Below are 22,576 nucleotides of genomic sequence, written 5' to 3' on the forward strand. Positions count from 1 at the left end.
CTCTCTGGCTGTCAGCAGGGGACGGAATACTCTCCGCATGCCTACCGCACACAACGAGTACTGGGATTGGGAACGGAACGAGAGGCGCGAGGACCTGGTCAACCGCAAGGAAGACATTGAGCAGGCCGCCTCCGTCACGGCCATGCTCACCAAGGCTCAGCGCCCCTGCGAGGACACACGCCCATGAGCGAGCCAATGAAAGCTGTGGGCGCCATCCTGTTCATGCTGCTGGTCACCGTCGGCCCTGTCCTCGGCCCGTCCCTCGGCCCCATGCGTCGACTCGACGAACGGGTACTTGAGCCTCGGCGCATACGTCGCCTTGCAAAGGCCGGCCGCGCTGCCGACCGGACCATCAACCGCATGCAGACGGCCCTAACCGAAGCTTCCGGTGTTAGCCCTGTCGGGGACCCCCGTCTTCTGCGCTCTCACCTCATGTGGTGGTGGACCACTTATCAGCCGCGCCTGCGGCGCCGTCTGTCTCTGATCGCCGCCGCTATCGCCTTCACCTACCTCGGAATGGTCACCATCGCTTGGAGGGTCATAACAGGCATGCCGAGGGCGTGGAAGGAAGACCCGCTGGTGTCCGTCCAAGGGTCCCCCTCTTTCGGGGTCCCTGAGGCCACCGTGTTAGCCCGCATCAGCTTGGTCGTCTTGTTCATGTACTTCTGGCGGCGCAGTGGGCAATTTACCGGCCGCCACCCGGTGCCCTACAAACCTACTTCTGAGCCGCAACCACGGCGCCCCGAGCGCTACGCCCCCGTGGTTCAGCTGATCTTCCACACCACTCGCGCGGCAGAGCATCTGGCGCTTCTGCAATCCGGTCTCCGAACTCTGCCTGAGCCACTCTCAGTACATGCCGCCGAGCGCACCGTTCGCTCGGCGCATTCAGCGCGCTTCACAAGACGCACTGGCCACCGACGCGCACTGCGCCGCCACGGCGAGAAGGTGGCTGGCGCGCTACGAGAGGCTGAGTACCACCAGCATGTCGATCCGCACGGGGCGCTCACGGAAATTACTCGCATGCTTGCCCAGATCACCGAACGGTGCGCGCAGGGCCGACTCGGCGCCCTTCTCGATGACGACGACGAGTGGATGCGTGTGGCACGTCCAGCCCGTAGTCACGATCTGCTGAAGATGCTAGCCGCCGGGCTGATCATTACGGCCATCTCAGCTGGTGCTTTGCTTGCAGGCCTGCCGGACGGCGCGGTGGGAACTCTGATCGGCACCCTGGCCCCGTTGCTAGTCATCCTGCTGTTCCGCTCCCAGATGCCTAGCGGGAACGCGCTGATCGACTTGTTTCGATCAGCCGATCGCAGCGCTCAGTAGTACCGGCAACGTCTGCCTTCTGTGTCCGCGACACGTGTCGCGGACACAGACAGGGCCACGACCAGCTGATACAGCACTTCCAAGAGGGCTCCGTCAGAGAGAAAGGCAGTGCCGGGCGCAGGCGGCCCGTCCCTCGTGCCCGTGGCGGCCCTTGGCGACCGCGTCCCTGTCCTGCTGCACCCAGTAGTCCGCGACCTCGTGGGAGGCGGTGAGCAGGGCGTAGACGGCAGCGAACCGGGCGGCCGCGGCGGTGCTGGTCGTGGTGCGCATACGGGTGTCTCCTTCGGTGGTGTCGGGAAGGCCGGCGGCGGCCGGGAGTGGCGGCCGCCGGTGTGGTGTGGGGGTCACTCGAACCGGATGCCGGGGCCGTCGACCTCGGGCGGCCGGGGGCGGACGGACAGGCGCACCGTGCCGTCCCCGAGCGGTTCCAGGGCCACGGCGTGCCAGGAGCCGTCAGGGCCTCCGGTGGAGTCGGGTTCGAACGCGGTGACCGGGATGGTCAGGGAGCCGCCGTGCGCCATGAGGACGGCGACGAGCATGGAGTGCGACAGGTCTTCCGGCCGCACGGGCGGGCCGCCGGTCACCGGTCGTCCTCCGCCGCGTGCAGCTGCTCGCCGTGCTCCTGGTCCTCGTCGTCGGCGAGGTCGTCGGGCGGGGCCGGGATGACGTGCCCGCAGTGGTGGCACTTGTCGCCCTCTCCGGTGGCGAACGTGGAGCCGCAGCACACCGGGCACTCGCCGCGCTCCAGGACGGGCAGGCCGCCGCGTCGGCAGCTCGGGCAGCGGTCTTCGCGGCTGGCCTCCTCGGCGTCCCACCCGGCGCGCTGGGCGGAGAGGCGGACGGCGTGCGGGGCGAGGAGCGGGTGCCCGAGGTACAGGGCGACGCAGCCCGTGGTGTTGCAGGTGATCGCGCGCGTCAGGGTCATGGGTCGGTGTCCTCCTGGTGGTCGTCGGCGGCCGCTACGGCACGACCGGCTGAGCGTCGGCGGCGGTGCGGTCGTAGGGCTGCGTGCGGCCGCACCAGGTGCAGTGAGCGCCGAACTCCGTGGGCGTGGCGGAGCCGCCGCAGCAGGGGCAGGTGTCCCGGCCGGTCGCGCCGCGCTCGGTGACGGGGCCGGTGCCGAGACGGCAGGCCGGGCAGCGGATCGTCACGGCGGCCGCGGGGACGTCCCACCCGAGGCGGATGGCGGCGAACCGGACGGCGTCCAGGCCGTACTGGGGTGGGGCGAGGTACAGGGCCAGGCAGCCGGGGAGGCCGCAGGCGACGGCCCTTCGGAAGGGCATGGGTGATCTCCTTCGTCGGTCAGTGATTCGGTCGGGGAGGGGTGGCCGGTCGGCTTGGAAGGCCCTCGGGACGCCCTGGCAGGCGCGCTGAGGACCGAGCAGGGCGGCCGGGCAGTGAGGGCCCGGGCGGTCAGTGGCGGACGTCGTTGCGGTTGCGGGCGAACATGCCGCGCGCGGTGCTGCTGACCTCGGTCTTGTTCGTGACGGTGACGGAGCCCTTGAAGACGTTCGTGGTGTGCGACCTCTTGGCCTTGGCGACGGCCGCGCCGATGGCGAGGGCGACGGCGGCGATGCCGGCGAACGGGGCGAGCAGGATCAGCGCGAACGTCTGGAGGCTCGGGACGCTCACCAGGGCCAGGCCCTTGAAGACGAGCCATGCGGCGCACCCGAGGCCGGTGGCCCCGGCGCCGACCCCGAGGGAGCCGACCGCGAGGCCGGCCGCCCAGGACGGCACGATGCGCGTCTCGGGCTGGGCGACGGGCGGGGTGTCGGTCTCGCCGGTCTTCGGCACGGGCGTCTCGTCGCGGAACGACGTCACCGGAGCGGGCTGCAGCTCGGGCCGGTAGACGCTCTCCACGTCGGCGATCAGCGCGCGGACGTGGGGCGGGAGCTGCCGGGACTGCTCGGGGCGGGTCGGTTCCATGGGGTGCCTCCTGGGCGGGTACGAGGACGGCCCCCGGCGGTGTCTGCCGGGGGCCGTGGGCAACAGGAAGGCCCGGAGCCGATGGGCTCCGGGCCGGTGCGTGTGAGGGGGCGGGCGGGTCAGTCGTCGTCTTCGTCCGGCGTGGTGTTGAGGGCGCCGCAGTTCCAGCACTCGAACTCGCCCGGCAGCTCGTAGTGCGTGGTGGTCCAGAAGCCGCGGGGCTTGCCCCAGACCGCGCAGGTGGTGCCGCACCGCCAGCAGTCGAATTCGAAGTCCATGACGGCCAGCATGGCGGCCGCCGGGGACGTCCGGGGAGTGATCTACCGGACGTCCCCGGCCGGGGCGGTCAGTCGTCCGAGGGGGCGGCGGGCAGGGCCCACATGCCGCGCTCGGGCTGCTCCAGCTCGCCGTGCGCCTTCATCTCGGACAGGGTCGGCGCGATGTTCCGCACCTGGCGGCCGCCGTCCGCGTTCACCTTCGCCTGTAGGTCGTGCTTGTTCAGCGGGCCGTCGGCGAGGGCGGCGAGGATGCGGCTACGGGTCGACGGTGCGCCCTTGCCCTTGGACGGCGGCGGCATGAGACCGGCGCCCGGGGCGGTGGGGTCCATCGTCGGCCCGGCCGGGGACGGCGCGGGCGTCTGGCCGGGCGGGGTGAGGGGCGGCCCGGCAAGGTAGGCCGTGGACTCCGGGTCGACCCCGGCGGCCTCCAGGCCCTCCGCCAGGACGTGCGCGGCCGCCATGTCGTGCAGGGTGATCGGGCCGCCCCGGGCCGCGTAGGCGGGGCCCACGTAGTCCACGGAGGCGGCCTCCAGGCGGGCGGGCTCGCCCGGGCCGTACAGGTCCACGATGGCCGGGTCCAGGCCGTTGACGGGGACCGGCGAGCCGACCCGGAAGAACCGCATGAGCGCGGTCGGCCGGGGCGAGCCCAGGAGGTACGCCTGTCCGGCCGTGGAGGTGCCGGGCACCTCGTTGCCGGTCCGCTCGAACCGGGACCGCAGGACGGGCGGGCCGCTGCGCCTCGGGATCGGCACGAGGTCCGCGCCCAGGGGCAGGAGGCCGTCCGAGACGAGGGCGGCCATCATGTTGGACGACCAGCGCAGGAGGACGACGTCGCCCTCTTTGAGCATGGCGCGCAGGGTGTCCGAGCCGCCCAGCTCCTCGATGTGGCCGGCCTGCGCGGCGATGCTGATGCCGACGCCGACCGACCTGCCGAGACGGCCGATCTCCTTGATGAGGAACGCGGCCTCATCCCGGTACTGACTGCCCTCCTGGAGGAGCCGGTTCGCCTCGTCGATGCGGATGTTGACCAGCGGGTCCGGGTCGCCGATGACGAAGTACGACCGGCCCAGTGCGGCGTACCGCTCCGTGCGGTGCATGACCAGGCACAGCCCCGCGCGGAGCTGCATCATCGCCTCAAGCTCGGTGGTCGCCCTCCAGTCGACTTGCCCCCGGGCCTCCGGGACGGACTGGCCGCCCTTGAGGTCCGACAGCCAGGAGACGATCCGGGAGCGCTTCTCGGCGGCGAGGACCAGCTGTAGGGCGCGGGACTTGCCCGCGCCTGTGGTGCCGAACATCGCGCCGCGCTGCGCGCCCGAGCCGGGCTCGTACAGCCGCATCCGGGCCGCCATGCCGTCGTGGTGGCGGCCCACGGTGATGAACCCCTCGCGGTCCATCACCAGGTCCTCGGGGCGGGCGTAGCGCAGGTTCTCCAGCGGCGGCCGCCGGTACGCCGTGATCAGCGCCCGGGACAGGCCGTCAGTCTCCACGGCCACGCACGCCGGGTCCTTGCCCCCGAGCGCGGAGACCAGGGCGGCGTGGTTGTACGTGATCAGTTCGCCGGGCCGCCGGGCGACCTCGATCTCCACGAAGTCAGGGGCGCGCATCACTGGTCCTGGTCCTCCTGGTCGATGTGTCCGGCCCGGACGGCGACGACGGTCGTGCCGGGCATGGCGGTCGGGGCGATCTTCTGCGCCCACAGCTCCGCGAAGTCTTCGGGGCCGCCGGCCGCGACGGCGCCGACCCGCAGGCGGCGGTACCCGGCGCCCTTGCCCTTGACCGGGCCCACGGCGAACAGCTCCTCCTCGATGTCCATGAGGGCGGACAGCCGCGGAACGCTCACGGTCGGGACGGGCTGGCCGGGGACGTCGGCGACGATCCACGCGGCGAACTCCTTGGGGCCCACGGCGGCGATCCGCTCCAGGTGGGTCCCCGGGGCCGGACCGCCTTCCACGGCGGCGTGCGCGGCCCACCAGGACGCCAGGCGCTCCTCCAGGGAGCCGGTCAACTGGACGGCCGGGGCGCCCTGGACGGCGACGGCGTCGCCGATGTGCTCGTACACGGTGACGGCCGCCTCACCTCCGGCCGCCTCGGTCGCCCAGTCGCGGGCCTGCTTGGACGGGCGGAGCCACCAGGTGAGGGCGGTCCACCCGGCGGCCGCCAGGACCTCCCACCAGTGGACGCCCGGGGCGAACTGGAAGGCGATGGCCTCGGCAACGCAGGTGACGGCCGGGGCGGCGTACATGGTGCGCAGCCACCCGGGCGCCGCCTCCCCGGCCGGGGCCATGGACACCAGGTAGCCGCCCCCGGCGGCGATCCCAGCAGCGGGCAGGGCGGCGGCGGCAGCTTCGGGGACCACGAGGGAGGCCGCCAGGACGGCGGCCCCTCCCACGGTGCCCACGCGCCCGGCGGCGTCTCGGGTGTGTCCGACGACGGCGCGCACTCGGTCCAGCGGGGGCAGCGGCACGGCAGTGCCTCCTTCCTGGGGTCAGCGGTTGCGGTAGAAGTTCCGGTTCGCCATGGGGACCGTCATGGACGTCGCGGCGTCGTTGACGGCCCCGTAGTCGCCCTGGTGGGCGGCCTTGGCCTGGTCGAACATGACGCTCATCTCGTCCACGGTGTTGGCCATGCGCTGGGCGCGGGCGAGGGAGGCCCGCATTACCGTGGCGGCGTCGCGGTGCTCGCCGATGGTGTCCGGGTCGACGGAGAGCTTCGCGGCGAGGTCGGCGAGGTGGTCGACGCTCTTCGCACAGTCGCCGATGTACTTGTACGTCGACCGGACCCGGGCACCGACGCCCCGGAGGGCGAGGCCTGCGGCCGCGAGCTTGACCACCATCACCGTGAACTGGACGCCGTAGGCGGCCGCGCTGACAAAGTTTCCGCTCGCGGAGGTCAGGGCCCCCGTGTTGGTGCTGGAGGGGACGGGGGCGGCGCCCTGAGCGGGCGCGGGGAGGTTGTCCGACATGGTCAGGGGGCTCCTTATCCGTGGTACTCGGTCTCGGCCGGGGCGGCGTGCCCGTGGTCGCGGACGGTGTCGGCGAGGGGCTTGTGCCGGGCGGCGGCGTTCTTGCCCGCCGCGCTGATCGCCTCGGACGCGGCCGGGAGCGCCTTGGCGAGGGCGTCGGCGTCGGCCGCCAGGGCGCCGGCCTTCTCCTGGAGGCGGCAGGCGTACCGGTACAGGGCGCCCGGGATCTTGTAGTGGAGGCACGTGGCCTTGAGGGCTTCCATGTGGCCGACCAGCGCGCGGGCCGCCTTGGCGTCCTCGCGGGCGGTCTCCACGCGGGCGACGATCTCCTCCGCCGCGTCCTCGTCGGCGTCGAGCAGGTCGTAGATCGTCAGCTCACTCGCGCCGCTGTCGTACGAGGGGGCGGACATGGCGGCCACCCCGTCGGCGATCGCGGAGGAAGTGGCGGGCAGCTCGCTCACAGGCGTTGTCTCCTTACTGGCGGGGGCGGCCTCGGTGCGGGCCGCCGGGATCGGGATGGGGCCGGGCTCGACCAGCTCGGCCACGTCGACCAGGACCCACCCGCCGTCCACGCCGCGCAGCGGCTCCCACGCCTGTCCGGGCGGGGCGTCCGGCGGCGGGGTGTCGCCCTCGGCGACGACCAGCTCGGGCAGGTCGACGGTGGCGGTGTCGTCGTCCTCGCGGTCCACGACTACGACGTACGGGTCCGTCATGGCAGGGGGTGGGGTGAGGGGGCCGTAGCCGACCCACGGGCCGCCGCCCGGGCCGGGCCCCCAGGGCGAGGCTCCGGGGCCGCTGGAGGCCGCTCCGGTCCCCATGCCGGGTCCGGTGGGCGCCGGGCCCGGGCCGGTCGGTGTGGGGCCGCTGCTGGGCGCTGTAGGGCCTGCGGTGGGGCCGGTGCTCCCGGCGGCCGCCGCTGCGGCCGCGGCCTGCTGTCGGCGCTCCCAGCGCGCTTCGGCCCGGGCGGCGATCCGCTCCCACTGGACGCGGGACCAGCGGCGTGCGTGCCGGGCCCTCCGGTGGAGGTAGCGGCCGGTACGGCGGGCGGCCGTGGGCGTGTGCCGGGCGAGGTAGCGGCCGGTACGGCGGACCAGGCGGCCGCCGCCGCGCGCGGCGCGGAGAGTGGCCCGGCGGGTGAGGGCGCGGGCCCTCGCCGTCCGGGTGGCCGGCGTGGTGGCCGGGGTCCTGGTCGCCGGGCTCTTGGACCCGCCGCCCTTCCCCTTCCCGCCCTTCCCCTTCCCGCCCTTGCCCTTGCCCTTGCCCTTGCCGGTGCCCTTCGGGCTGGTCGACCCGGGCGAGGTGCCGGTGCCCTTGCCTCCCTTGGACCCCTTCGGCCCCTTGCCCTTCCCCTTGCCGCCCTTGCCGGACGACGGTCCCGAGCTGCCCGGCGACGAGCCGCCGCCGCTCCCGGTATCGCTGCCCTTCGGCTTGCGGCGCTTCGGACCCTTGGGGCCGCGCAGGGCCTTCCCGCTGCCGTCCCCGGACCCTCCGGAGTCGCCCCCGTTCTTGCGCTTGCGGCGGCTGGTCGGCGTCGACCCGGAGCCGCTGCCCGAGCTGGGCGACGTCCCCGACCCGGACCCGTTCCTGCGCTTGCTGCCCGGGCCGGTGCCGCCCTTCCCGCTGTGCGTCGCTGCGGGCGGCCTCGAGTTGCCCCCGCCGGGGCGGGTGGAGCCACCCGCGCCGCGCGAGCCGGACCCGGAGGAGCGGAACGTCGCCGGGGCGCGGCCTCCGCCGCTCCCGCCGCCGGACCGGCCGCCGCCACCGGAGCCGGTGCCGGCGCGTCCTCCGTTCCGCGTCGCGCGGCCGTACTCGGGACCGGAGGGCACCCGGCCGCCGCCCGTTCCGCCCGCCTTCGCCGCTGCCTTGGCGGCCTGCTCGCGCACCGTGCGGTGGTGCTCCGCCCGGGCCCGGCACCAGGAGGCGAACGCCACGGTGCCGCGCAGGCACGCAACGGTGATCGCGGAGGCCACCATCACCCCGAGCGTGGCGGCCTCGCGGGCGGTCATCCCGCCGTCCTGGTGGACGGTCACCGCCGGGTCCTGGTCGCCGTCCTGGTCCTCGTCGTCGGGGGCGAGGGCGGGCAGCGTCAGGGCCAGGGGCGGGGCGAGCTGGGCAGCCGCGAGGGCCGGGAACGCGGTCAAGAGATCGGATTCCGGTTCCGGGTCGGCGGGTGGCGCCGGGGGCGGGGTCGGCGGGGCGCTGGTCATGGTGCCGCCGCCGATGGGGGGCCGTAGTCCTCCGAGGGACGGAAACGGGATCACCCGGCCGTCCTCGTCGTCGCTGGACATGATCGTTAGCCCTCCTTCCGGTGGGTCGTGGGGGTTGACAGAGAGTGAGCGGCCGGGCGACCCTCGCGCGCGCACGTCGTGCGCGCGCCTTGGGGTCCGGCGAACCCGGGGGGCCGGGCTGAAGAAGAAGAAAAAGAACTCACCGTGCGTCACTCGCCGGGAGGGTGCGCTGTGTGTCGACGGCCCAGCGGTGCAGGGTCTCCGCGAGGCTCCGCCAGATCTGGTGATTGGGGTCCCGCCCCGCCGCCTTCGCGGCGGTGGAGCGGGCCAGGTCGTACATGACGGCCGCGAGCTGCTTCTCGTCGCTCGCGGCCGCCTGCCGGGCGTTCCAGAACTCGGCTTGGTTCCGCTTCGTCTGGTCGGCCGGACGGGTTGCGGTGGTCACCGGGCCTCCTTGAAGAGGTCGCCCCACGGGGTCACCGGGCGGGCCGGGGCGGTCTGCTCGTCGTCGTGGTCGCCGGGCTGCGCCGGGAGCATGGCCCGGCGGGCGGCGGCCGCCGCGACGTCGTTGGGGACGGTCCCGGCCGGGAGCGGTCGGCCAGCCTTTTGCAGCTCCTTCGCGGCCGCCTTCGCCGCGCGCTTCTGCGGCAGCTCGATGCACACCCGGCGGTAGTCGCCCTCCAGGGCCTTCCCGGCGGCGACGATCGCCCGGGCGTGCTTGGCCATGTCCCGCAGCGCGGAAGACACCTGCCAGGCGTGCCACTGGGCGGTGAGCTTGTTGTCGCCCTCGATGGGGTCGGCGACCAGGTCGGCGCGGACCTCGCGGGCGAGGGTCTCGAAGTCGTCCGCGTACCGGCGGAACAGCTCCCTGACCTGGTCGGAGTACGTCTTGACGCCCTGCTTGGTGAGCAGGGTGTCGCTGGTCCAGCGGTCAGCGCTCACTGGGCGCTCCTCTCGGGGTGGTGGTGCGGGGGGTGATCGGTGTGCGGGGCTGGCGGTCCCGCTGCCGCGCCCGGCCCCCTGGGGGCGGGTCGGGAACGGCGGAGGCATCGCCAGACGCGGTGAGGGGCGGCCCGGTGTGGGCCGCCCCTCGGTCGGTGCGGTGGGGTGTTTGTGCTGGTCAGCCGTCGTCACAGCCGCAGGAGCAGCCGGGGCCGGCGCACCGCCCGCAGTCCTGGCAGGCGGAGCAGGTCCGGCAGTGGCCACAGCCGCGGTTGTCCGGTGGCCAGCACCGGCACCCGGTGGGCTGCCACGGGTCGGCGGAGCCGAACAGCCCGAGCTGTCCGGGCACGTTCTCCTCCGGGGCCCTGCGCGGCGCGCGAGGCTTCACGCGGCCGGCCATCACATGTCCTCCGGGCGGTAGCCCTCGGCGAGGAGCTGCGCGGCGGCGGCCCGGTACTCCGAGGCCGTCGACACGGACACGCTGAACGCTTCGGCGACGTCGCTGATCGGCAGGTGCTCCGGGTGGCCCCCAGCCGTGAGGATCATCCGGGCGACCTTGCGGTGAGTGCGCTCCTTCGGCGAGAGCCGGGCGACGTCCTCGGCTTCGACCGCGCGGCGCTCGATTTCGGCGGCACGGGCCCGCGTTTCGGCGGCGACCCGCTCCATTTCGGCGGCGCGGGCCTCGGCTTCGGCACGGGCCTCCCGAGCGCGCTCCGTGGCGGTCCTGGCGGCCTCCTCGCGGGCCTCGGCTTCGGCGGCGCGGGCCCGCGTTTCGGCGGCGACCCGCTCCGTTTCGGCGGCGTCCTGATCAATTCCGGCGGCGCGCTTACGATCTTCGGCGGCGCGCAGTGCGGCGGCCGCCTCGCGGGCCTTCGCTTCGGCGACGGTGGCCGACTCGATCGCCTCCGTCTCGGCGCTCGCTGCGCGCTCCGCTGCGGCCACCTCGGCGGCCGCGACGACCTCGGCGCGGCTGGTCGACGCCTGGACCTCCGTACGGGCCGCCTGGACGGTCCCAGCGGCCTTGAGGCGGGCGACCTCGGCAAGGGCGGCCCTCTCAGCCTTGCGGGCCTCCTCGGCGGTCCTGGCGTCCTCCTCCGCCTCGCGGAGGGCCTGGGCACGCTTCTCGGCCTCCAAGGGCAGCGCCAGGGCCTCCGCGACGGTCAGGCCGTACCGGGCCATCGTGAGAGGCAGCAGGGCGTCTGACGGGGCCTTGCGGACGCTGCCGTATTCGCGCTCCAGCATCACGCGGTAGACGCGCAGCTCCTTGTCCAGGTCCACGGCCTCCGCGTAGGTGGCGACCGCCCACAGCTTCATGCGGCGCCAGAGGGCGAAGGTAGGGCCGGGAGCGAGGAACCAGCGGTTCAGCGGGACGCCCGGGCTGGTCGGGGCGTCGGGGCGGACGACCCTGTCAATGGCCGTCTTGCCGATCTCCACGACGGCGATGAACAGCACGGGGACGATGCCGTGCGCGAACGCGGCCACGTAGTCCACGGCGGTCCAGGCGCCGGCCTCGGGGGCGGCGCTCGCCGCGTTGAGGACGATGGTGGCCCCGGTCAGCAGCCACACGGGGAAGCGCACCCATCCGATGGGGCGGCGTAGCCAGGCCATCAGCAGGTCAAGGGCGATGAGCACCAGGATTCCGACGTCCACGCCGACCGTGAACAGGCGCCCCTTGGCGAGGGTGCGGAACCCCAGCCGCTCGTGCGCGAACGCGGCGACGTGCTCGAAGGAGAGGTAGAGGCCGATCCCGGCGAGCGTCAGGGCGGCTACGACGATCGCCGCGGCGGCGGTCGTCTGTCCTCGGCTGAGCCCCCCGGGGAGGCTCCAGCGGCGGGGGGTCGCCGAAGCGGTGGGCGACGTCTCCGGAACGGTGGACGGTGCCGCCGGAAGCCGATCTTGCGCGCTCGGAACGGCCGCGCGCGTCGTCGGAACGGTGGGGGCCGTGGCCGTCTTGGGCGGCGTCGCGGCGATGGTCATTTCGGGTGCCTCCTGGGCGGTCGTGGGGCGCGGCCGGAACGGCGGCGGGTGTCGTCGGAACGGCCCGCCCCGGGGGGGTGTCGGGGCGGGCCGTCCGGTCACCAGCCGCGCAGCCGGATCGCCCGGCGGCGGGCCTCCGGGTCGCGCGGGAGCGGCGGCATCGGGGTCGGCTCCGGAACGATGACCCGGCGGCGCCGCTGCGGCGGGATGCTGCGGGGCGGGAGGTCTCGGCGCTCAGGCACCGCGGCCTCCCCTGGGGCCGGCCGCGAGGTCGCGGGCGAGCTGGGCGTAGCCGAGCTGCACGGTGGCGTCCTCTGCAGCGAGGGCGGCGCGTTCGGCGGCCTGGAGGTGCGAGAGGGTCACGTCCACCAGGCGCTCGTGCGCCAGGTCCTCTGCCCAGTCGTGCGCGGGCTCGGGCTCGGGGAGGTGGGGGGTGGTCACCGCTTCCCTCCCGACCGGACGCGGCGCAGGGCCTCGTCCATGTCGGGGTCGGAGTCGGTGGGAACGGCGGGCCGGGGGTTGGTACGGTCGGTCATGCGCTTCGTCCTCCAGTGATTCGGTCGGGACGGAGCGGCACGGCCCCGAGGCGCTTTCCCCGTCTCGGGGCCGTGCCGCGTTCACGGGTGGCGCGGGCCGGGGAGGTCGGCGGCCGCGCGGTGCGTCGGGCACTGGCACGGCGGCCAGGGCGCGGCGAGGAGCTGCGCGAGCGGGTCGGCGGTCGCGGCGTCGTCGTGCGGCGCGGCGAGGGCGGCGGCGGCGCTGTAGGTGCGGCCGCCGTCGCGGCTGACGCGGATCGTGAGGACAGAGGCGCCCTCCGGGGCGCGGCGTCCGCCCCTCACGTCGGGCTCCCGGCCCGGATCACCTCGTCGCGGTGGGGGAAGGTGTGGCGGCCGTTCTCCAGGCGGACGGTCATCAGCCCGCCCGTGTGGACCTCCTCCACCCTGCCCATGTCGCCGGGGTGCGCGGTGTGCCCGAGGGCGGTCACCTCGGCGACCAGCTCCACGCAGTCGCCGCGTACGTACGTCGTCATTCGGTCCTCCTGATCCACAGAGACGGCCCCCGGCGGATGCCGGGGGCCGGTGGGGGTGGTGCTGGTCTGGTCAGGCCGCGAGCTGCGCCGGGGCATCAGCGGCGGCGGCCGGGAAGGTGACGACGGCGGCGGCGGCCGCCGTGATCCGCAGCGAGGGGGCGCAGGTCCTCATGGGGACCGGCCCGATCAGCCGCTTGTAGGTGGCGCGGATGCTGTCCAGGTCCGGGGTCTGCCGGGAGGACGGGACCCGCTCCACGACCCACCCGCCGTAGCGCCCGGCGGGGAGGCGGTCCAGGATCTTGCGAGCCTTGCGCTTGCCCCAGTCCCCGGCGCGGGCCCGGTCACAGGCGGCGGCGTAGTCGGCGGCCGCCTCCTCGATCACCTCGGGCGTCGGCATCTCGTCGGGGCCGAAGACGTCGGCCGGGTCGGGCGCCGTCTCGTCGGAGCGGGAGCGGACCAGGGCGGCCGGGGCGGTGATGCTGCTGCGGGCCTCCTGGTGCTGGTGCTGATGGTGCTGATGGTGCGAGGCCCCGAGGCACTTCCCCTGCCTCGGAGGCCACGGTGCCGAGTGGTCGCCGCTCCGGCACGCCGCGCGGCGCGCGAGGCGCTACACGAGGTGCTGGACGGCGACGGCTCGGAGCCGTCGGTACCGGTCTTCACCTGCTTGTTTCCGACCCCCCACACGCTCGGGGGCAGCAGGTCCACGGGTTGCCGGTGTGTTCCCTGATGTGAAGTTCTCAAGATCCAGACGCTTCCTTTCGGCCGCCATCACGCGCTGCCGTCCGGGCGTTGCTGCAGGGCCAGGCCCCCTACTTCTTACTGCCTCTACAAATTAGAGTTTATGGGTAGGCAGAGTCAAGCAATGCGCCTCTACGAAAAGGAGCCAGCAGGTGATTGCACGGACCCCCACGTGGGACCATGCGCCCATGCCGCGACCGAAGACGGGGGAGACCCCCAAGCGCAACATCCGCATCCCCGACGCCCTGTGGGACCCGGCCATGGGCAAGGCCAAAGACGAGGGGCGCACCATCGCGTCGGTCATCCACAGCGCCCTCGGTCGGTACATCGCCGACCCGGGAGATGACGCCCCCACTGGGGACCCGTGGGAGCTGGTCAACCACGTCATGCGGCAGCACACGGGAGGCCAGGTCGGGCCGACCACGGATCTGCGAACGGCCGTGGACGCCGCCGCAGATCTGCTGCGCTCCCTCGGCATCCGTCCGGTCCAGCAGGAGCGGTGAGCCGCTACCTGATGCACTGCCAGGCATCGCCCCGCACTCCCTTCCGTCGGGTGGGTGGTCAGCACGACCAAAGCGCGGGGCAGCGGTGTGACGGGACCGTGAATCCCGATCACTCACAGATCACAGCGATGCACAGGGGGAACGATGACCAGCGAGCCGGCCGAGGCGTTTGTCGCGGAGTTGAAGCGCTGGCGTGACGTCCGCGGCTTCTCCCAGTCCGCCCTCGCCAGCCGCGTCGGCTACACGCCGTCGTACGTGTCCAAGGTCGAGGGCGGGCAGCTGACACCGTCCGCATCGTTCGCCCGCCAGGCCGACGACGTGCTACGCGCCGGCGGCGCCATCGTCCGCGCGTTCCGTGACCTCGAGGCCGTAGGCCGCACCGAGGTCGTGCCCCACCAGGCAGGCCCTGACGAGCCGCAGGCGGCCAGCCTGCTCGTCGAACACGAGGACACGACCCTGCACTACGACGGGAGCATCTACCGGGCCACACAGCGGCGCAGGCTCCGCAACGACAGCCCCGACCCGGTCACCCGCTACCTGATCCGCATTAGCGTGGACCGCTACCCCGGCAACCCCGAACACTCCAACCAGCACTACCGGCAATACCCGCTCACCTGGGACGAGATCGGGCTACAGGCCAGCCTCGACGGCGAGCCGCTCACCTGGCGGGTCAAGCACGACCGCGACGCGTTCAAGGAACTGTGGCTGCTGCTTGAGAACGAGCACGGCCAGTACCCGCTCTACCCGGGCGAGTCGGCGTGGCTGGAGTACACGTACACCGTCGGCGACGACAAGTGGGGCTCGTGGTTCCAGCGCGCGGTGCGTCTGCCCACGCGCCGGATGAGCGTCCGCCTGGACTTCCCCGCTGAGCTGGACCCGACGGTGTGGGGGACGGAGACGACGATGACCGCAGCCTCGCTGCCGTTCCGCACCGCGATCCGCCGTACCGAGGAGAACGGCCGACGCATTTACAGCTGGTCGACCGCTGATCCGCCCCTGCACGCCCGCTACAGGCTTGAGTGGAAGTTCCGCGCCCGGCCCGACACGGAGGAGACCCCGCCCGCCATGCAGACCGCCAGCGACAGGATGCGCGCCATTGGCATCGTCCAGGACGGCGACCCGATTCTGACCAAGACCGCACGCCCGCTCACCCTGCCCATCGAGGCCGAGGACGCGCGCCGCGTCGTCGCCGAGCTGGTCTCCGCCGCCGAACGCGCCGCCACCGTCCACGTCTTCGGCAAGGGCATGGGCGTCGCCGCCCCTCAGATCGGCATTGACCGGGCCGCCGCCATTGTCCGCTCGCCCGAAGGCGAGTTGATCACCCTGTTCAACCCGCGGATCGTTGAGGCGTCCCCGGAGACGGATGAACAGTACGAGGGGTGCCTGTCGTTCTTCGACGTGCGGGGGAAGGTGCCGCGACCGCTCGCGATCAGTGTCGAGCACCAGGACATCGACGGCACCGAGCGCATCACGATCTTCGAGCGCGGCATGGCCCGGCTCGTCGCCCATGAGGTCGACCACCTGCACGGCGTGCTGTACCGATCGCGTATGCGCGGCGGTGTCCAGCCCATCCCTGTCTCGGAGTACCGCGGCACCGGCAGCAGTTGGCACTACGGCGGGCAGCGATAAATCAGCATTGCGCTCTCGGATCGCCGATGCCATGGGCCCCTGGGGCAGCGGGAAGCTGTACCGGCACTGGAGGATTGCGGCGGCGGCCAACTCGGCCGCGCGGCCCGTTCCGCCGGCGAACTCGGCGGCCAGGACGCCTACCTCCTCCAAGGGCACGGCACTGTGCATGCCCCGGCACTGGTCGTGGTAGTCGATCGTCGTCACTGTTGCGCCCCTGTCTCCTGCTGCTCCTGAGCGAGGGCAGCCAGGGCCTCCAGCTCGAACGCGGTGACGCGCCCACACGGCCACGGGTTCCAACAGTGCCCCGGCGGGGCCGGCCGGAGGTTTACCTCGTACCCGCCTCCCGTGACGCGCTCCACGGCCGCGGCCTGGTGGTCCGCGCACGCGTAGATCACGCCGTGATGCGTTCCGAGCTTCCCGGGTCCCGGGGTGTTGGCCTCCACGATCAGCGAGGCCCCGGCGCCGCACTCCCAACCCGTGTGGCCGTCGGCCGATGCCGTCTCCGGGTTGCTGCGCAGTTCCTCGGCGTAGCGAACGGTGGCCTCCTTCACGATTGCCCGGGGCTCCGTGCTGCCACGCTGCTCTCCCACGTCGGCCGCGGCTGACGCCTCGTCGTCGCCTCGCTCGCACAGGGCGAGCACGGCCGCGTGCGCGTCAGCATCCAGCCCAAGCGGCCTGATGCTGTCGGCCGCGTTCCGCAGCCACAGGTTCCGCTGCCCCTGCGCCCAGGCGCGCAGCAGCCCCCGGGCCTCGTCCGGCTCGATGTCCAGCGCGCGGGCCACCTCGTCCCAGGACGCCCCCAGCAGCAGCGCCTCGTGGACCCGCGTGCCGCGCCCTTGCTCAACGTCCCGGCGGATGGACTCCCGCAGGGCGAGCACGGCCAGGGCGTCGTCCGCGGTCCCGCGCTCCACCTCGTACGGAAACGTGTCGGGCAGCGCGTTGTTCATCAGCCGGTCCGCATGAACGGCGTGCTTCTCCACCTGCCACGCCAGCGGCGTGGCGGCCGGCACCTGGTCCGGCTCCCGGACCTCCAGCGCGTTCCAGCGGGTGTGTTCGTCGGTCGTCATCTCGGTTTCCTCATAGTGATGGTTTGTGTGGCCGTGGGCGGGCCTGTGATGGCGTGGTGGGCCCTAAGCCACAGGGGCCGGGTTCGCCCGTATGCGCGCCACAGGGCGCGGCCCCGGGTCGAACCCCGTGGGGCTAGAACGGAGCTCCGGTGAGTGCGGCGTGCTTGGCCGCTGCCTGCTGCTCGCGCCAGGCCCGGTACTCGCTGTTGGGAGGTGCGGGCTGGTTGGCGGCGTCGTCTTGGTCGTGCTCGTCAATGCCGTCGTCCTGGTCGTCGGCGACCAGGACCGGGACGGTTACGGGGCACTGCGCTGGGGTGCTGGTCGTCTGCGGGTTGCGCTCCCGCCAGCCGTACATGTGCTTGGCCACCTGGTGCTCCAGCTTGTTGCCCCACACCCCGGCGTGCCCGAGTCGGGTCCGGAGAAGGCGCTCCTCGTCGGCGCGGGCGGTCTCCCACTCCTCGGCAGCGGCGTGTGCGGCGGCGTGCGCCTGACTCTCGGCCTCCAACCGCGCCCGGAGCTCAGCGGTGGCCTGGCGTGCCGCACGCTCCTCGGCGTGCCGCTCCCGGCAGACCGGGCACGGCGTACCGTCGGTGCCGATGATCTCGCCGTCCTCGCACGAGAGGTCTGAGCAGTCCTGAGCAAGGATCGCGGCGGCGAGCCACGAGGACGGGTTCCTGATCGGCTGGACGCCGGGGGCGTCGTCGGTGGGGGTGTATCCGGCGGCGGAGCGCTCTTCGGCGTTCTCGCCGTACCAGCGGCGGTTGATGCGGGCGACGACCTGGTCCGCGGTGCGGCGCGGGATGCCGTGGCCCTCGTTTCCGGTCAGCAAGTCGTTGATCGCCCGGTGAAGGCCCGCGTAGAGCCGCGTGCCGGGGTTGGCGACGGCGGCCGGGATGGCTGCCCGCACCTGGTCAAAGCCGGGGGCCTCACGACGCGGGGTGGTCGTGGTCGTCCGGGGCCTCGGAGAGCGGGTGGTGTTGCACTGAGCAGAGAGGTCGCTTCCTGACGCGGCGGAGCCGCTGCCGGCCTGGCCGTTTTCCCCCGGCGCCTTACTCCTCACGCCCGCACGCGCGAAACCACCTGCATCTTGGCCTACGGCGTCAGCCACCGATTCCCCAGCAGTTGAAGAGGCAGAAGGGAAAGGGGAGCAGTACGGGACTGGTTCTTCGAGGTCGCCCCCCGGGTCCTGGTTGGAATCCTGACCAGCTCGGTTGGAATCCTGACCAGCTCGGTTGGAATTCCGACCAGCGTCGTCCTGGTCGGAATCCTGACCAGCCGCGGTCGTCGTCGCCTTGGCTGCTGCGCGGGAGGCGTCACGCTCCGCTGCCTCACGGGCGGCTTGTTCTGCCTCCGGACGGACAGATGAGAGCTTCTCCTCGGTGTTCGGCCACGTGGGCCGGAAGCCGTTCGCAGGCTGATCGTGGATCTTGATACGGAGCGGGCGGCCCTGTGCCTTCCCCCCGGACGAGGTGGTGACCGGCCCCCCCTCGGGCGTGGTGACCAGTCCCACGGCCGACAGATGCCGTAGCAGTTCACGGACGCGGCTGAGGCTGGACGGCTTCTTGTTCGGCCCCGGGATGAGCTTGCACAGCTCGGCCAGCGTCAGGACCCGTACGCGGTTCTTGACGCCCTTTCCCTCGAACACCAAGGAGCGCAGGATCAGGTAGCCGCGCACGTCGGGGTCGCGGAGGTCGTCGCACAGAGCGATCCAGTCGCGGACGTACGTGCCGTAGAACGGGTTGCGGTCCGGCCCGTGCAGCTCGGCGAGCTGTTCGGCGGCGTGTGCCTCGCTCATCGGGCACCCCCGGCGAGGAAGACACCGGCCGTGGCGGCGGTACAGGCGGGCAAGTGCGTCATGCTGGGGCCTCCAGTAGGAAGCCGCTCGGCCTAGCCCCCAGGCCCCCGGAGACAAGGGGCCGAGCGGTGTTCACACCGGCGGCCCAAAACCAGCCCGGATCGTGGGCGCGAGCCACGGGGCCCGCTAGGGTGTGGCGCACAGAAGGTGCTCCTGTGGAGTGCTGAGATAGGCCCGGCGACTGTGAGAGGGAGCTGGGCCTTTCGCATGTCTGCGTGCAGTTAGGCGGCATCGATGTCCGCCTCGGAGGCCGCGCGTTGCGCGACCTTGGCCAGGGCGGGCCGGAAGATCGCGCGCAGCTCGGCGATCTCCGCCCCGGTGAGTGGTGGCCGGGACGCGACGAATTCGGCGATGAACGCCTCGACGTCCTGCCCTTCGGAGGGTGAGCACCAGCCGTCCGGGGTGACGTTCACGCGACGGCCGCCTTCAAGGCCGTAAGCGCTTCGACGTACCGGGCCAGCTGCGCCTTGCGGGGGTAGCGGTCTCCCGCCTCCCACGCGGTGATGGCCTGGCGCGAAACCCCCACGATGTCGGCGATGTCCTGCTGCGAGAGGCCGGCGGCCTCCCGGATGCTGCGCCGCTGCTCAGGCTCCGGGAGGTCATGTCGGAGACGCATGCGCGAGTTGATCCGCGCAGTGATAGTGGCGGTCATGTGGCCATGTTGCAGCATGGTGAATAATGAAGTCAACCAGGCTCCAACATGGTGAGTTGCCTATTCAGGGTTTGCTTACAACTCACCACGTAGTGATCGTGGGACCATGTCCACCGCGCCTCGCCCCGATGACGTCCTCCGCGCAGCGGAAAACGCCTATACCGGCCTCCCCATCACCCTCGGCGAACCCGCTGACGCTGAGACCCGGCCCTTCTCGTACGACGACGGGGCCGTAACTGTCACCGGTGCGGCGCGCCTGTCAGGCCGAAGCGTTCGCCTCACCCGTCTTGAGGTCCGCCCCAACGACCCGGCCGGGGCACTCAGCGCGGTCCAGGTGAAGAACCTCCCGTTCGGGCGCATCGTGAGTTCCCTACAGACGCTCCTCGCACTCGAAGAGGCACGGCGCAGAGGAACGCAGCCTCCGGCGGCGGAGCCCTTGGCCCCACGCCAGGAACCCGTGCTCCCTCGTCGGGGCGGGCGCCCCCTCATCACTGATGACCTGCTGCGGCAACTCGCAGAGGCATACCTGGAGGAGACCGCCGAGGAGAAACCGGCCGGCGCCCTAAGGCGAGTCGCGGCACGGTTCGACCGCCCGACGGAGACCATCCGCACATGGCTCGCCCGAGCCCGCAAAGAGGGATGGCTTGCCCCCGCCGTGAAAGGCCGCGCCGGAGGCGAACCCGGGCCCAAGCTGCTCGTGTACCGCATGGCCCACGCCTCCGGCGTAGCCGCCCCCGAGGTGGGAGTGCACATCCCGGACGACGAGACCGACGCACAGAGGGAAGCACGTGAGCAGCGCATGTACGACTTCGCCGAGGAGGCCGGCAGGCTCTGGGAAGACCTCAGAGGGCCCGGCAGTAAATGATCCGACACTGGTCACGAATCCTGGGAGTGAACGTGACATCGTCTATCACGACCCCGCTGTGGTCGTGAAGGCCAACGTGGCGTTTTCGGAAGGGTGTCGATTTCTCGGCGGAGGCGTCTTCCTCTGAAATCCCTCAAGTAGCACATGAGTTGATGCCCGGGTGACGACCATGCCGATATGACGAATCCTGAGTGGTTTCCCCTGGCCACAGCGGTCGCCACGGCGCTAGCCGCCTTAGTCGCGGCCGTGGTCGCCCTCCGATCGGCAGATCTGTCCTCGCGTACGACGTTTCAGTCGTCGTACACCAAGGACCGGTTGGACGTGGTGGGCCGGTTTCTGGACTCTGTGGATGCGGTGCTGGACGATCCCACGCCGGACACGCGCGCCAGGGTGAAGTCGGAGTTCCTGCGGGTACGGGTCGTATTCCACCCCGGGGGCCCTCCGGTCCACATTGCGAAGCGGATCACGGCCGCGGTCGAGAACCTCGCGGGGAAAGACGCGCTCAAGCCGTCCGAGGAGGAGCGGATGCTTCACAAGCTGCGCGATGACGTGCAGCGCGAAACGGCGATGATCGAAGAGCGCGGTGACGATGCCGAGCCGGCGCTGGGGTGGGTACTGGAGGAGGTGATGAAGCTCCGGGCTGAGGACGACCAGGCGGTGAAGGACGGAAAGCGGGAGTCGGACAGGGAACAGGAACTGCACATGATCGAGAGCGATCTGGTAGGGCTGGGAAAGCCCGACTGGCTCCAAGTGGGGGTGGCATTGGGGTCGGCGCAGCGCCGGGAGATGCTCGGGAAGCTGAGGCAGCGCGATCAAGAGGCGCGCAACGCCATGGACGCAGGCCGTGAGGAGTTCGTGACGGCTGCGGGGGATTGGCTGGCCGGTCCTCCCCCTCTGGACGGCCCTCGAGGCACTGTTCGCGTCCTGCCCGACACAAGGTGGCATTGCCGCCTGCGACTGCTACGCAGCCGTTCTTGAGCACCTGGCACCAATACAGTCCCTGAGCCCCCCGCCGGAGTCGCCAACAGTGTCGTAAATGATCCTGCCGGCCCTTGCGGCATCCGCGTGCTCAGTCGCCCGTCCGCGCCCAGTGGAGCTGAATGGTGGTCTGGTCGAACCCAGGGCCGCGCCGCGCTACGGGATGCACCTTCAACCGCAGGCCCAGGCCGTCCAGGACCCGCCGCTGCTGCGGCACCTCGAGCGCTTCCCACGTCTCCTCCGACCGAGGCCCCACAAGGCCGTCGAAAGCGTCGAGGTCGAAGGCCGGCCGCAGCCGCCGGGCCTCGTTCTGCGCGTCCGTGATCTGCTTCGCCAGCTTCGCCGTGATACGCCGCAACTGCTCACGGGTGATGATCCCGTCCGCGTAGTCGTCCGCCGCCGCCTCCTGGCGCGCCTTCAACCCCTCCGCCCGCTCAAGCGCCGCCAGGGCCGCCGAGTCGTCTCCGCGGAAGACCTCGGCCGCCTCGGGCCGCGACAGCACCGCCACAACTACCCGCCCCACGTAGCGGTCGAGCGCTTCCTCGTTCCGGCCAACGCAGCCGCGCGCGTCGCAGACGTACGTCGGCTGCTTCCTGCCCCGGGACGCGTTCCCCTTCAGCGCAACCCGGAGCACCGACCCGCACGGCCCGCACGTGGCGACCTCGCCCCACGTCAGCAGGTGCTTCCGCGCCCCCGGCAGTTCCCGCACCACGGCCCGTTCCGCGAACAGGTTCCGCAGCTGTGCGTACTGCTCGTCCGTGATGAGCGCCGGCCATGCTGCCTTGTACTCCACGCCTTGATGCACGCGGAGCGCCACGTTCGCCGGCCGCAGCGCGAGCTTCTTCACGCTGGTCTTGTTCCACAGCGACCCGTTCTCGTTCTGCCCGACCGCCCGCCGCTTGAGCTGCATCCCGGCACCGGGCGATGGCACACCACGCTCGTTCAGGTCAGCCGTGATGCCGATGAGACTGCCGCCAGCCAGCAGGCGGGTGACGATCTCCCGGACAATGCCGGCCTGTACCGGGTCCTCGACGTCATGGAATCCGCTCACCTGGCCTCGCGTGTCGTACACGTACTGACGCCGCCACCCGTACGCCACGGCGCCGTTCGCCCGGCCCTCCTGGGCGCGCTCCAGGGCGGCCCGAGCCACCCGCTCACTCTTCACCTCGGACTCGGCGGTGTCGGACTCGCCGAGGTTGGCGAGCTGCGACCGGTCCGACGCCTTCGCCATGTTGAACAGGCCGCCCGACTCGAACGCGACCCAGCACCCCGCGTGCCGCAAGTCCTCGATCGCCTGTGCGCGCTCAACACGGCGCCGCCACACGCGCGACGGGTGGTAGCCCGCGACGATGACCCGGACACCGGGTTCGCGGGCGGCCTCGATGGCGTCGGCCATCAGCCGGTCGTACTCGGGGCGTTCCTCGCCCGAGTGGGCGGAGACGTCGTTCTCGATGTACTCGCCGCCAACCTCCCAGCCGTTCTCCTCGGAGAACGTGCGCAGGTCGCTCATCTGCCGGTTGACGCCCCGTCGGCGGTCGCGGGGGTCCTCGGAGATCCGCGCGTACAAGAAGACGAGGGTACGGCGCGGGAGCGTCTTAGTGTTCACGGTAGAGAACCCTA

General features: G+C 72.2%; 30 protein-coding genes. 6 read left to right on the top strand and 24 right to left on the bottom strand.

The annotated features are described in order from the left end of the window. Nucleotides 1-37: 37 nt before the first annotated feature. Nucleotides 38-187 (top strand): hypothetical protein, encoded by a 150-nt coding sequence (locus ACWD1U_RS16555; RefSeq protein ID WP_451108086.1) that lies wholly within the window; start codon nucleotides 38-40, stop codon nucleotides 185-187. Then, a complete protein-coding gene (locus tag ACWD1U_RS16560; protein WP_451108088.1) occupies nucleotides 184-1,326 on the top strand; it encodes a hypothetical protein in 1,143 nt (380 codons plus the stop codon). The genes ACWD1U_RS16555 and ACWD1U_RS16560 overlap by 4 nt, the downstream gene beginning before the upstream one ends. 93 nt (nucleotides 1,327-1,419) lie before the next feature. On the opposite strand, the gene ACWD1U_RS16565 is transcribed toward ACWD1U_RS16560, so the two are convergent. From ACWD1U_RS16565 to ACWD1U_RS16655, 19 genes are all read right to left on the bottom strand, one after another. Beyond that, nucleotides 1,420-1,596, bottom strand: coding sequence for a hypothetical protein (locus ACWD1U_RS16565; protein WP_451108089.1), 177 nt, complete (start codon nucleotides 1,594-1,596; stop codon nucleotides 1,420-1,422). A 74-nt stretch (nucleotides 1,597-1,670) separates the two neighbouring features. Beyond that, a complete protein-coding gene (locus ACWD1U_RS16570) occupies nucleotides 1,671-1,910 on the bottom strand; it encodes a pRL2-19 (RefSeq protein ID WP_383457839.1) in 240 nt (79 codons plus the stop codon). After that, nucleotides 1,907-2,251 carry a hypothetical protein gene (locus tag ACWD1U_RS16575; RefSeq protein ID WP_451108090.1) on the bottom strand — a complete coding sequence of 115 codons (345 nt, stop codon included), beginning with the start codon at nucleotides 2,249-2,251 and terminating at the stop codon, nucleotides 1,907-1,909. Before ACWD1U_RS16575 ends, ACWD1U_RS16570 begins: the two co-directional genes overlap by 4 nt. 34 nt (nucleotides 2,252-2,285) lie before the next feature. Beyond that, nucleotides 2,286-2,609 (bottom strand): hypothetical protein, encoded by a 324-nt coding sequence (locus ACWD1U_RS16580; protein WP_451108092.1) that lies wholly within the window; start codon nucleotides 2,607-2,609, stop codon nucleotides 2,286-2,288. A gap of 130 nt (nucleotides 2,610-2,739) precedes the next feature. Further along, nucleotides 2,740-3,252 (bottom strand): hypothetical protein, encoded by a 513-nt coding sequence (locus ACWD1U_RS16585; RefSeq protein WP_451108094.1) that lies wholly within the window; start codon nucleotides 3,250-3,252, stop codon nucleotides 2,740-2,742. A gap of 119 nt (nucleotides 3,253-3,371) precedes the next feature. Beyond that, a complete protein-coding gene (locus tag ACWD1U_RS16590) occupies nucleotides 3,372-3,530 on the bottom strand; it encodes a hypothetical protein (RefSeq protein ID WP_451108096.1) in 159 nt (52 codons plus the stop codon). 68 nt (nucleotides 3,531-3,598) lie between these two features. Further along, nucleotides 3,599-5,134 (bottom strand): DNA/RNA helicase domain-containing protein, encoded by a 1,536-nt coding sequence (locus tag ACWD1U_RS16595; RefSeq protein ID WP_451108097.1) that lies wholly within the window; start codon nucleotides 5,132-5,134, stop codon nucleotides 3,599-3,601. After that, a complete protein-coding gene (locus tag ACWD1U_RS16600; protein WP_451108099.1) occupies nucleotides 5,134-5,994 on the bottom strand; it encodes a hypothetical protein in 861 nt (286 codons plus the stop codon). The genes ACWD1U_RS16595 and ACWD1U_RS16600 overlap by 1 nt, the downstream gene beginning before the upstream one ends. Before the next feature lie 21 nt (nucleotides 5,995-6,015). Next, nucleotides 6,016-6,492, bottom strand: coding sequence for a hypothetical protein (locus tag ACWD1U_RS16605; protein ID WP_451108101.1), 477 nt, complete (start codon nucleotides 6,490-6,492; stop codon nucleotides 6,016-6,018). Nucleotides 6,493-6,506: 14 nt separating this feature from the next. Continuing rightward, complete coding sequence (locus ACWD1U_RS16610; protein ID WP_451108102.1) at nucleotides 6,507-8,780, bottom strand: hypothetical protein; 2,274 nt, start codon at nucleotides 8,778-8,780, stop codon at nucleotides 6,507-6,509. 139 nt (nucleotides 8,781-8,919) lie between these two features. Then, nucleotides 8,920-9,165: a hypothetical protein gene (locus tag ACWD1U_RS16615; RefSeq protein ID WP_451108104.1), complete on the bottom strand. Its 246-nt coding sequence runs from the start codon at nucleotides 9,163-9,165 to the stop codon at nucleotides 8,920-8,922. Further along, nucleotides 9,162-9,662 (bottom strand): hypothetical protein, encoded by a 501-nt coding sequence (locus tag ACWD1U_RS16620; RefSeq protein WP_451108106.1) that lies wholly within the window; start codon nucleotides 9,660-9,662, stop codon nucleotides 9,162-9,164. Before ACWD1U_RS16620 ends, ACWD1U_RS16615 begins: the two co-directional genes overlap by 4 nt. Before the next feature lie 188 nt (nucleotides 9,663-9,850). Then, nucleotides 9,851-9,973 carry a hypothetical protein gene (locus ACWD1U_RS16625; protein ID WP_451108107.1) on the bottom strand — a complete coding sequence of 41 codons (123 nt, stop codon included), beginning with the start codon at nucleotides 9,971-9,973 and terminating at the stop codon, nucleotides 9,851-9,853. 88 nt (nucleotides 9,974-10,061) lie between these two features. Next, nucleotides 10,062-11,639 carry a DUF2637 domain-containing protein gene (locus tag ACWD1U_RS16630; RefSeq protein ID WP_451108109.1) on the bottom strand — a complete coding sequence of 526 codons (1,578 nt, stop codon included), beginning with the start codon at nucleotides 11,637-11,639 and terminating at the stop codon, nucleotides 10,062-10,064. 98 nt (nucleotides 11,640-11,737) lie between these two features. Further along, nucleotides 11,738-11,881, bottom strand: a complete 144-nt coding sequence (locus tag ACWD1U_RS16635; RefSeq protein WP_451108111.1) for a hypothetical protein — start codon at nucleotides 11,879-11,881, stop codon at nucleotides 11,738-11,740. After that, nucleotides 11,874-12,080 (bottom strand): hypothetical protein, encoded by a 207-nt coding sequence (locus tag ACWD1U_RS16640; RefSeq protein ID WP_451108113.1) that lies wholly within the window; start codon nucleotides 12,078-12,080, stop codon nucleotides 11,874-11,876. The genes ACWD1U_RS16635 and ACWD1U_RS16640 overlap by 8 nt, the downstream gene beginning before the upstream one ends. 176 nt (nucleotides 12,081-12,256) lie before the next feature. Next, nucleotides 12,257-12,478: a hypothetical protein gene (locus ACWD1U_RS16645; protein WP_451108114.1), complete on the bottom strand. Its 222-nt coding sequence runs from the start codon at nucleotides 12,476-12,478 to the stop codon at nucleotides 12,257-12,259. After that, nucleotides 12,475-12,669 carry a hypothetical protein gene (locus tag ACWD1U_RS16650; protein ID WP_451108116.1) on the bottom strand — a complete coding sequence of 65 codons (195 nt, stop codon included), beginning with the start codon at nucleotides 12,667-12,669 and terminating at the stop codon, nucleotides 12,475-12,477. Before ACWD1U_RS16650 ends, ACWD1U_RS16645 begins: the two co-directional genes overlap by 4 nt. A 70-nt stretch (nucleotides 12,670-12,739) precedes the next feature. Then, complete coding sequence (locus ACWD1U_RS16655; protein WP_451108118.1) at nucleotides 12,740-13,066, bottom strand: hypothetical protein; 327 nt, start codon at nucleotides 13,064-13,066, stop codon at nucleotides 12,740-12,742. 529 nt (nucleotides 13,067-13,595) lie between these two features. Between ACWD1U_RS16655 and ACWD1U_RS16660 the strand changes: the two genes are divergently transcribed. After that, nucleotides 13,596-13,910, top strand: a complete 315-nt coding sequence (locus ACWD1U_RS16660; protein WP_451108120.1) for a hypothetical protein — start codon at nucleotides 13,596-13,598, stop codon at nucleotides 13,908-13,910. 144 nt (nucleotides 13,911-14,054) lie between these two features. Then, nucleotides 14,055-15,539 (top strand): peptide deformylase, encoded by a 1,485-nt coding sequence (locus ACWD1U_RS16665; protein ID WP_451108121.1) that lies wholly within the window; start codon nucleotides 14,055-14,057, stop codon nucleotides 15,537-15,539. Nucleotides 15,540-15,739: 200 nt separating this feature from the next. Here the strand turns inward: ACWD1U_RS16665 and ACWD1U_RS16670 are convergent, their stop codons facing one another. The 4 genes from ACWD1U_RS16670 to ACWD1U_RS16685 all read right to left on the bottom strand — a co-directional run bounded on the left by ACWD1U_RS16670 (nucleotide 15,740) and on the right by ACWD1U_RS16685 (nucleotide 19,113). After that, nucleotides 15,740-16,606, bottom strand: coding sequence for a hypothetical protein (locus ACWD1U_RS16670; RefSeq protein ID WP_451108123.1), 867 nt, complete (start codon nucleotides 16,604-16,606; stop codon nucleotides 15,740-15,742). 133 nt (nucleotides 16,607-16,739) lie between these two features. After that, complete coding sequence (locus ACWD1U_RS16675; protein WP_451108124.1) at nucleotides 16,740-18,401, bottom strand: hypothetical protein; 1,662 nt, start codon at nucleotides 18,399-18,401, stop codon at nucleotides 16,740-16,742. Between the two features lie 281 nt (nucleotides 18,402-18,682). Continuing rightward, on the bottom strand, nucleotides 18,683-18,874 hold the full coding sequence (locus tag ACWD1U_RS16680) for a hypothetical protein (RefSeq protein WP_451108126.1): 192 nt from the start codon (nucleotides 18,872-18,874) through the stop codon (nucleotides 18,683-18,685). Then, nucleotides 18,871-19,113 (bottom strand): helix-turn-helix transcriptional regulator, encoded by a 243-nt coding sequence (locus ACWD1U_RS16685; RefSeq protein WP_451108128.1) that lies wholly within the window; start codon nucleotides 19,111-19,113, stop codon nucleotides 18,871-18,873. Before ACWD1U_RS16685 ends, ACWD1U_RS16680 begins: the two co-directional genes overlap by 4 nt. Nucleotides 19,114-19,570: 457 nt before the next feature. Between ACWD1U_RS16685 and ACWD1U_RS16690 the strand changes: the two genes are divergently transcribed. Together ACWD1U_RS16690 and ACWD1U_RS16695 are read left to right on the top strand one after the other, a co-directional pair. Then, nucleotides 19,571-19,978: a hypothetical protein gene (locus tag ACWD1U_RS16690; protein ID WP_451108130.1), complete on the top strand. Its 408-nt coding sequence runs from the start codon at nucleotides 19,571-19,573 to the stop codon at nucleotides 19,976-19,978. Between the two features lie 177 nt (nucleotides 19,979-20,155). Beyond that, nucleotides 20,156-20,956: a hypothetical protein gene (locus ACWD1U_RS16695; RefSeq protein ID WP_451108131.1), complete on the top strand. Its 801-nt coding sequence runs from the start codon at nucleotides 20,156-20,158 to the stop codon at nucleotides 20,954-20,956. A 91-nt stretch (nucleotides 20,957-21,047) separates the two neighbouring features. On the opposite strand, the gene ACWD1U_RS16700 is transcribed toward ACWD1U_RS16695, so the two are convergent. Continuing rightward, nucleotides 21,048-22,562 carry a recombinase family protein gene (locus tag ACWD1U_RS16700; RefSeq protein WP_051869716.1) on the bottom strand — a complete coding sequence of 505 codons (1,515 nt, stop codon included), beginning with the start codon at nucleotides 22,560-22,562 and terminating at the stop codon, nucleotides 21,048-21,050. Nucleotides 22,563-22,576: the final 14 nt, after the last annotated feature.

It is taken from the genome of Streptomyces sp. NPDC002788 (assembly GCF_053592115.1).

Coding starts and splice junctions, on each gene's coding strand:
- ACWD1U_RS16650 (WP_451108116.1), bottom strand. CDS start 12,669: ATGACGACGTACGTACGCGGCGACTGCGTGGAGCTGGTCGCCGAGGTG.
- ACWD1U_RS16605 (WP_451108101.1), bottom strand. CDS start 6,492: ATGTCGGACAACCTCCCCGCGCCCGCTCAGGGCGCCGCCCCCGTCCCC.
- ACWD1U_RS16595 (WP_451108097.1), bottom strand. CDS start 5,134: ATGCGCGCCCCTGACTTCGTGGAGATCGAGGTCGCCCGGCGGCCCGGC.
- ACWD1U_RS16575 (WP_451108090.1), bottom strand. CDS start 2,251: ATGACCCTGACGCGCGCGATCACCTGCAACACCACGGGCTGCGTCGCC.
- ACWD1U_RS16655 (WP_451108118.1), bottom strand. CDS start 13,066: ATGCCGACGCCCGAGGTGATCGAGGAGGCGGCCGCCGACTACGCCGCC.
- ACWD1U_RS16565 (WP_451108089.1), bottom strand. CDS start 1,596: ATGCGCACCACGACCAGCACCGCCGCGGCCGCCCGGTTCGCTGCCGTC.
- ACWD1U_RS16560 (WP_451108088.1), top strand. CDS start 184: ATGAGCGAGCCAATGAAAGCTGTGGGCGCCATCCTGTTCATGCTGCTG.
- ACWD1U_RS16555 (WP_451108086.1), top strand. CDS start 38: ATGCCTACCGCACACAACGAGTACTGGGATTGGGAACGGAACGAGAGG.
- ACWD1U_RS16610 (WP_451108102.1), bottom strand. CDS start 8,780: ATGTCCAGCGACGACGAGGACGGCCGGGTGATCCCGTTTCCGTCCCTC.
- ACWD1U_RS16665 (WP_451108121.1), top strand. CDS start 14,055: ATGACCAGCGAGCCGGCCGAGGCGTTTGTCGCGGAGTTGAAGCGCTGG.
- ACWD1U_RS16660 (WP_451108120.1), top strand. CDS start 13,596: ATGCCGCGACCGAAGACGGGGGAGACCCCCAAGCGCAACATCCGCATC.
- ACWD1U_RS16695 (WP_451108131.1), top strand. CDS start 20,156: ATGACGAATCCTGAGTGGTTTCCCCTGGCCACAGCGGTCGCCACGGCG.
- ACWD1U_RS16580 (WP_451108092.1), bottom strand. CDS start 2,609: ATGCCCTTCCGAAGGGCCGTCGCCTGCGGCCTCCCCGGCTGCCTGGCC.
- ACWD1U_RS16670 (WP_451108123.1), bottom strand. CDS start 16,606: ATGACGACCGACGAACACACCCGCTGGAACGCGCTGGAGGTCCGGGAG.
- ACWD1U_RS16630 (WP_451108109.1), bottom strand. CDS start 11,639: ATGACCATCGCCGCGACGCCGCCCAAGACGGCCACGGCCCCCACCGTT.
- ACWD1U_RS16675 (WP_451108124.1), bottom strand. CDS start 18,401: ATGAGCGAGGCACACGCCGCCGAACAGCTCGCCGAGCTGCACGGGCCG.
- ACWD1U_RS16585 (WP_451108094.1), bottom strand. CDS start 3,252: ATGGAACCGACCCGCCCCGAGCAGTCCCGGCAGCTCCCGCCCCACGTC.
- ACWD1U_RS16685 (WP_451108128.1), bottom strand. CDS start 19,113: ATGACCGCCACTATCACTGCGCGGATCAACTCGCGCATGCGTCTCCGA.
- ACWD1U_RS16590 (WP_451108096.1), bottom strand. CDS start 3,530: ATGGACTTCGAATTCGACTGCTGGCGGTGCGGCACCACCTGCGCGGTC.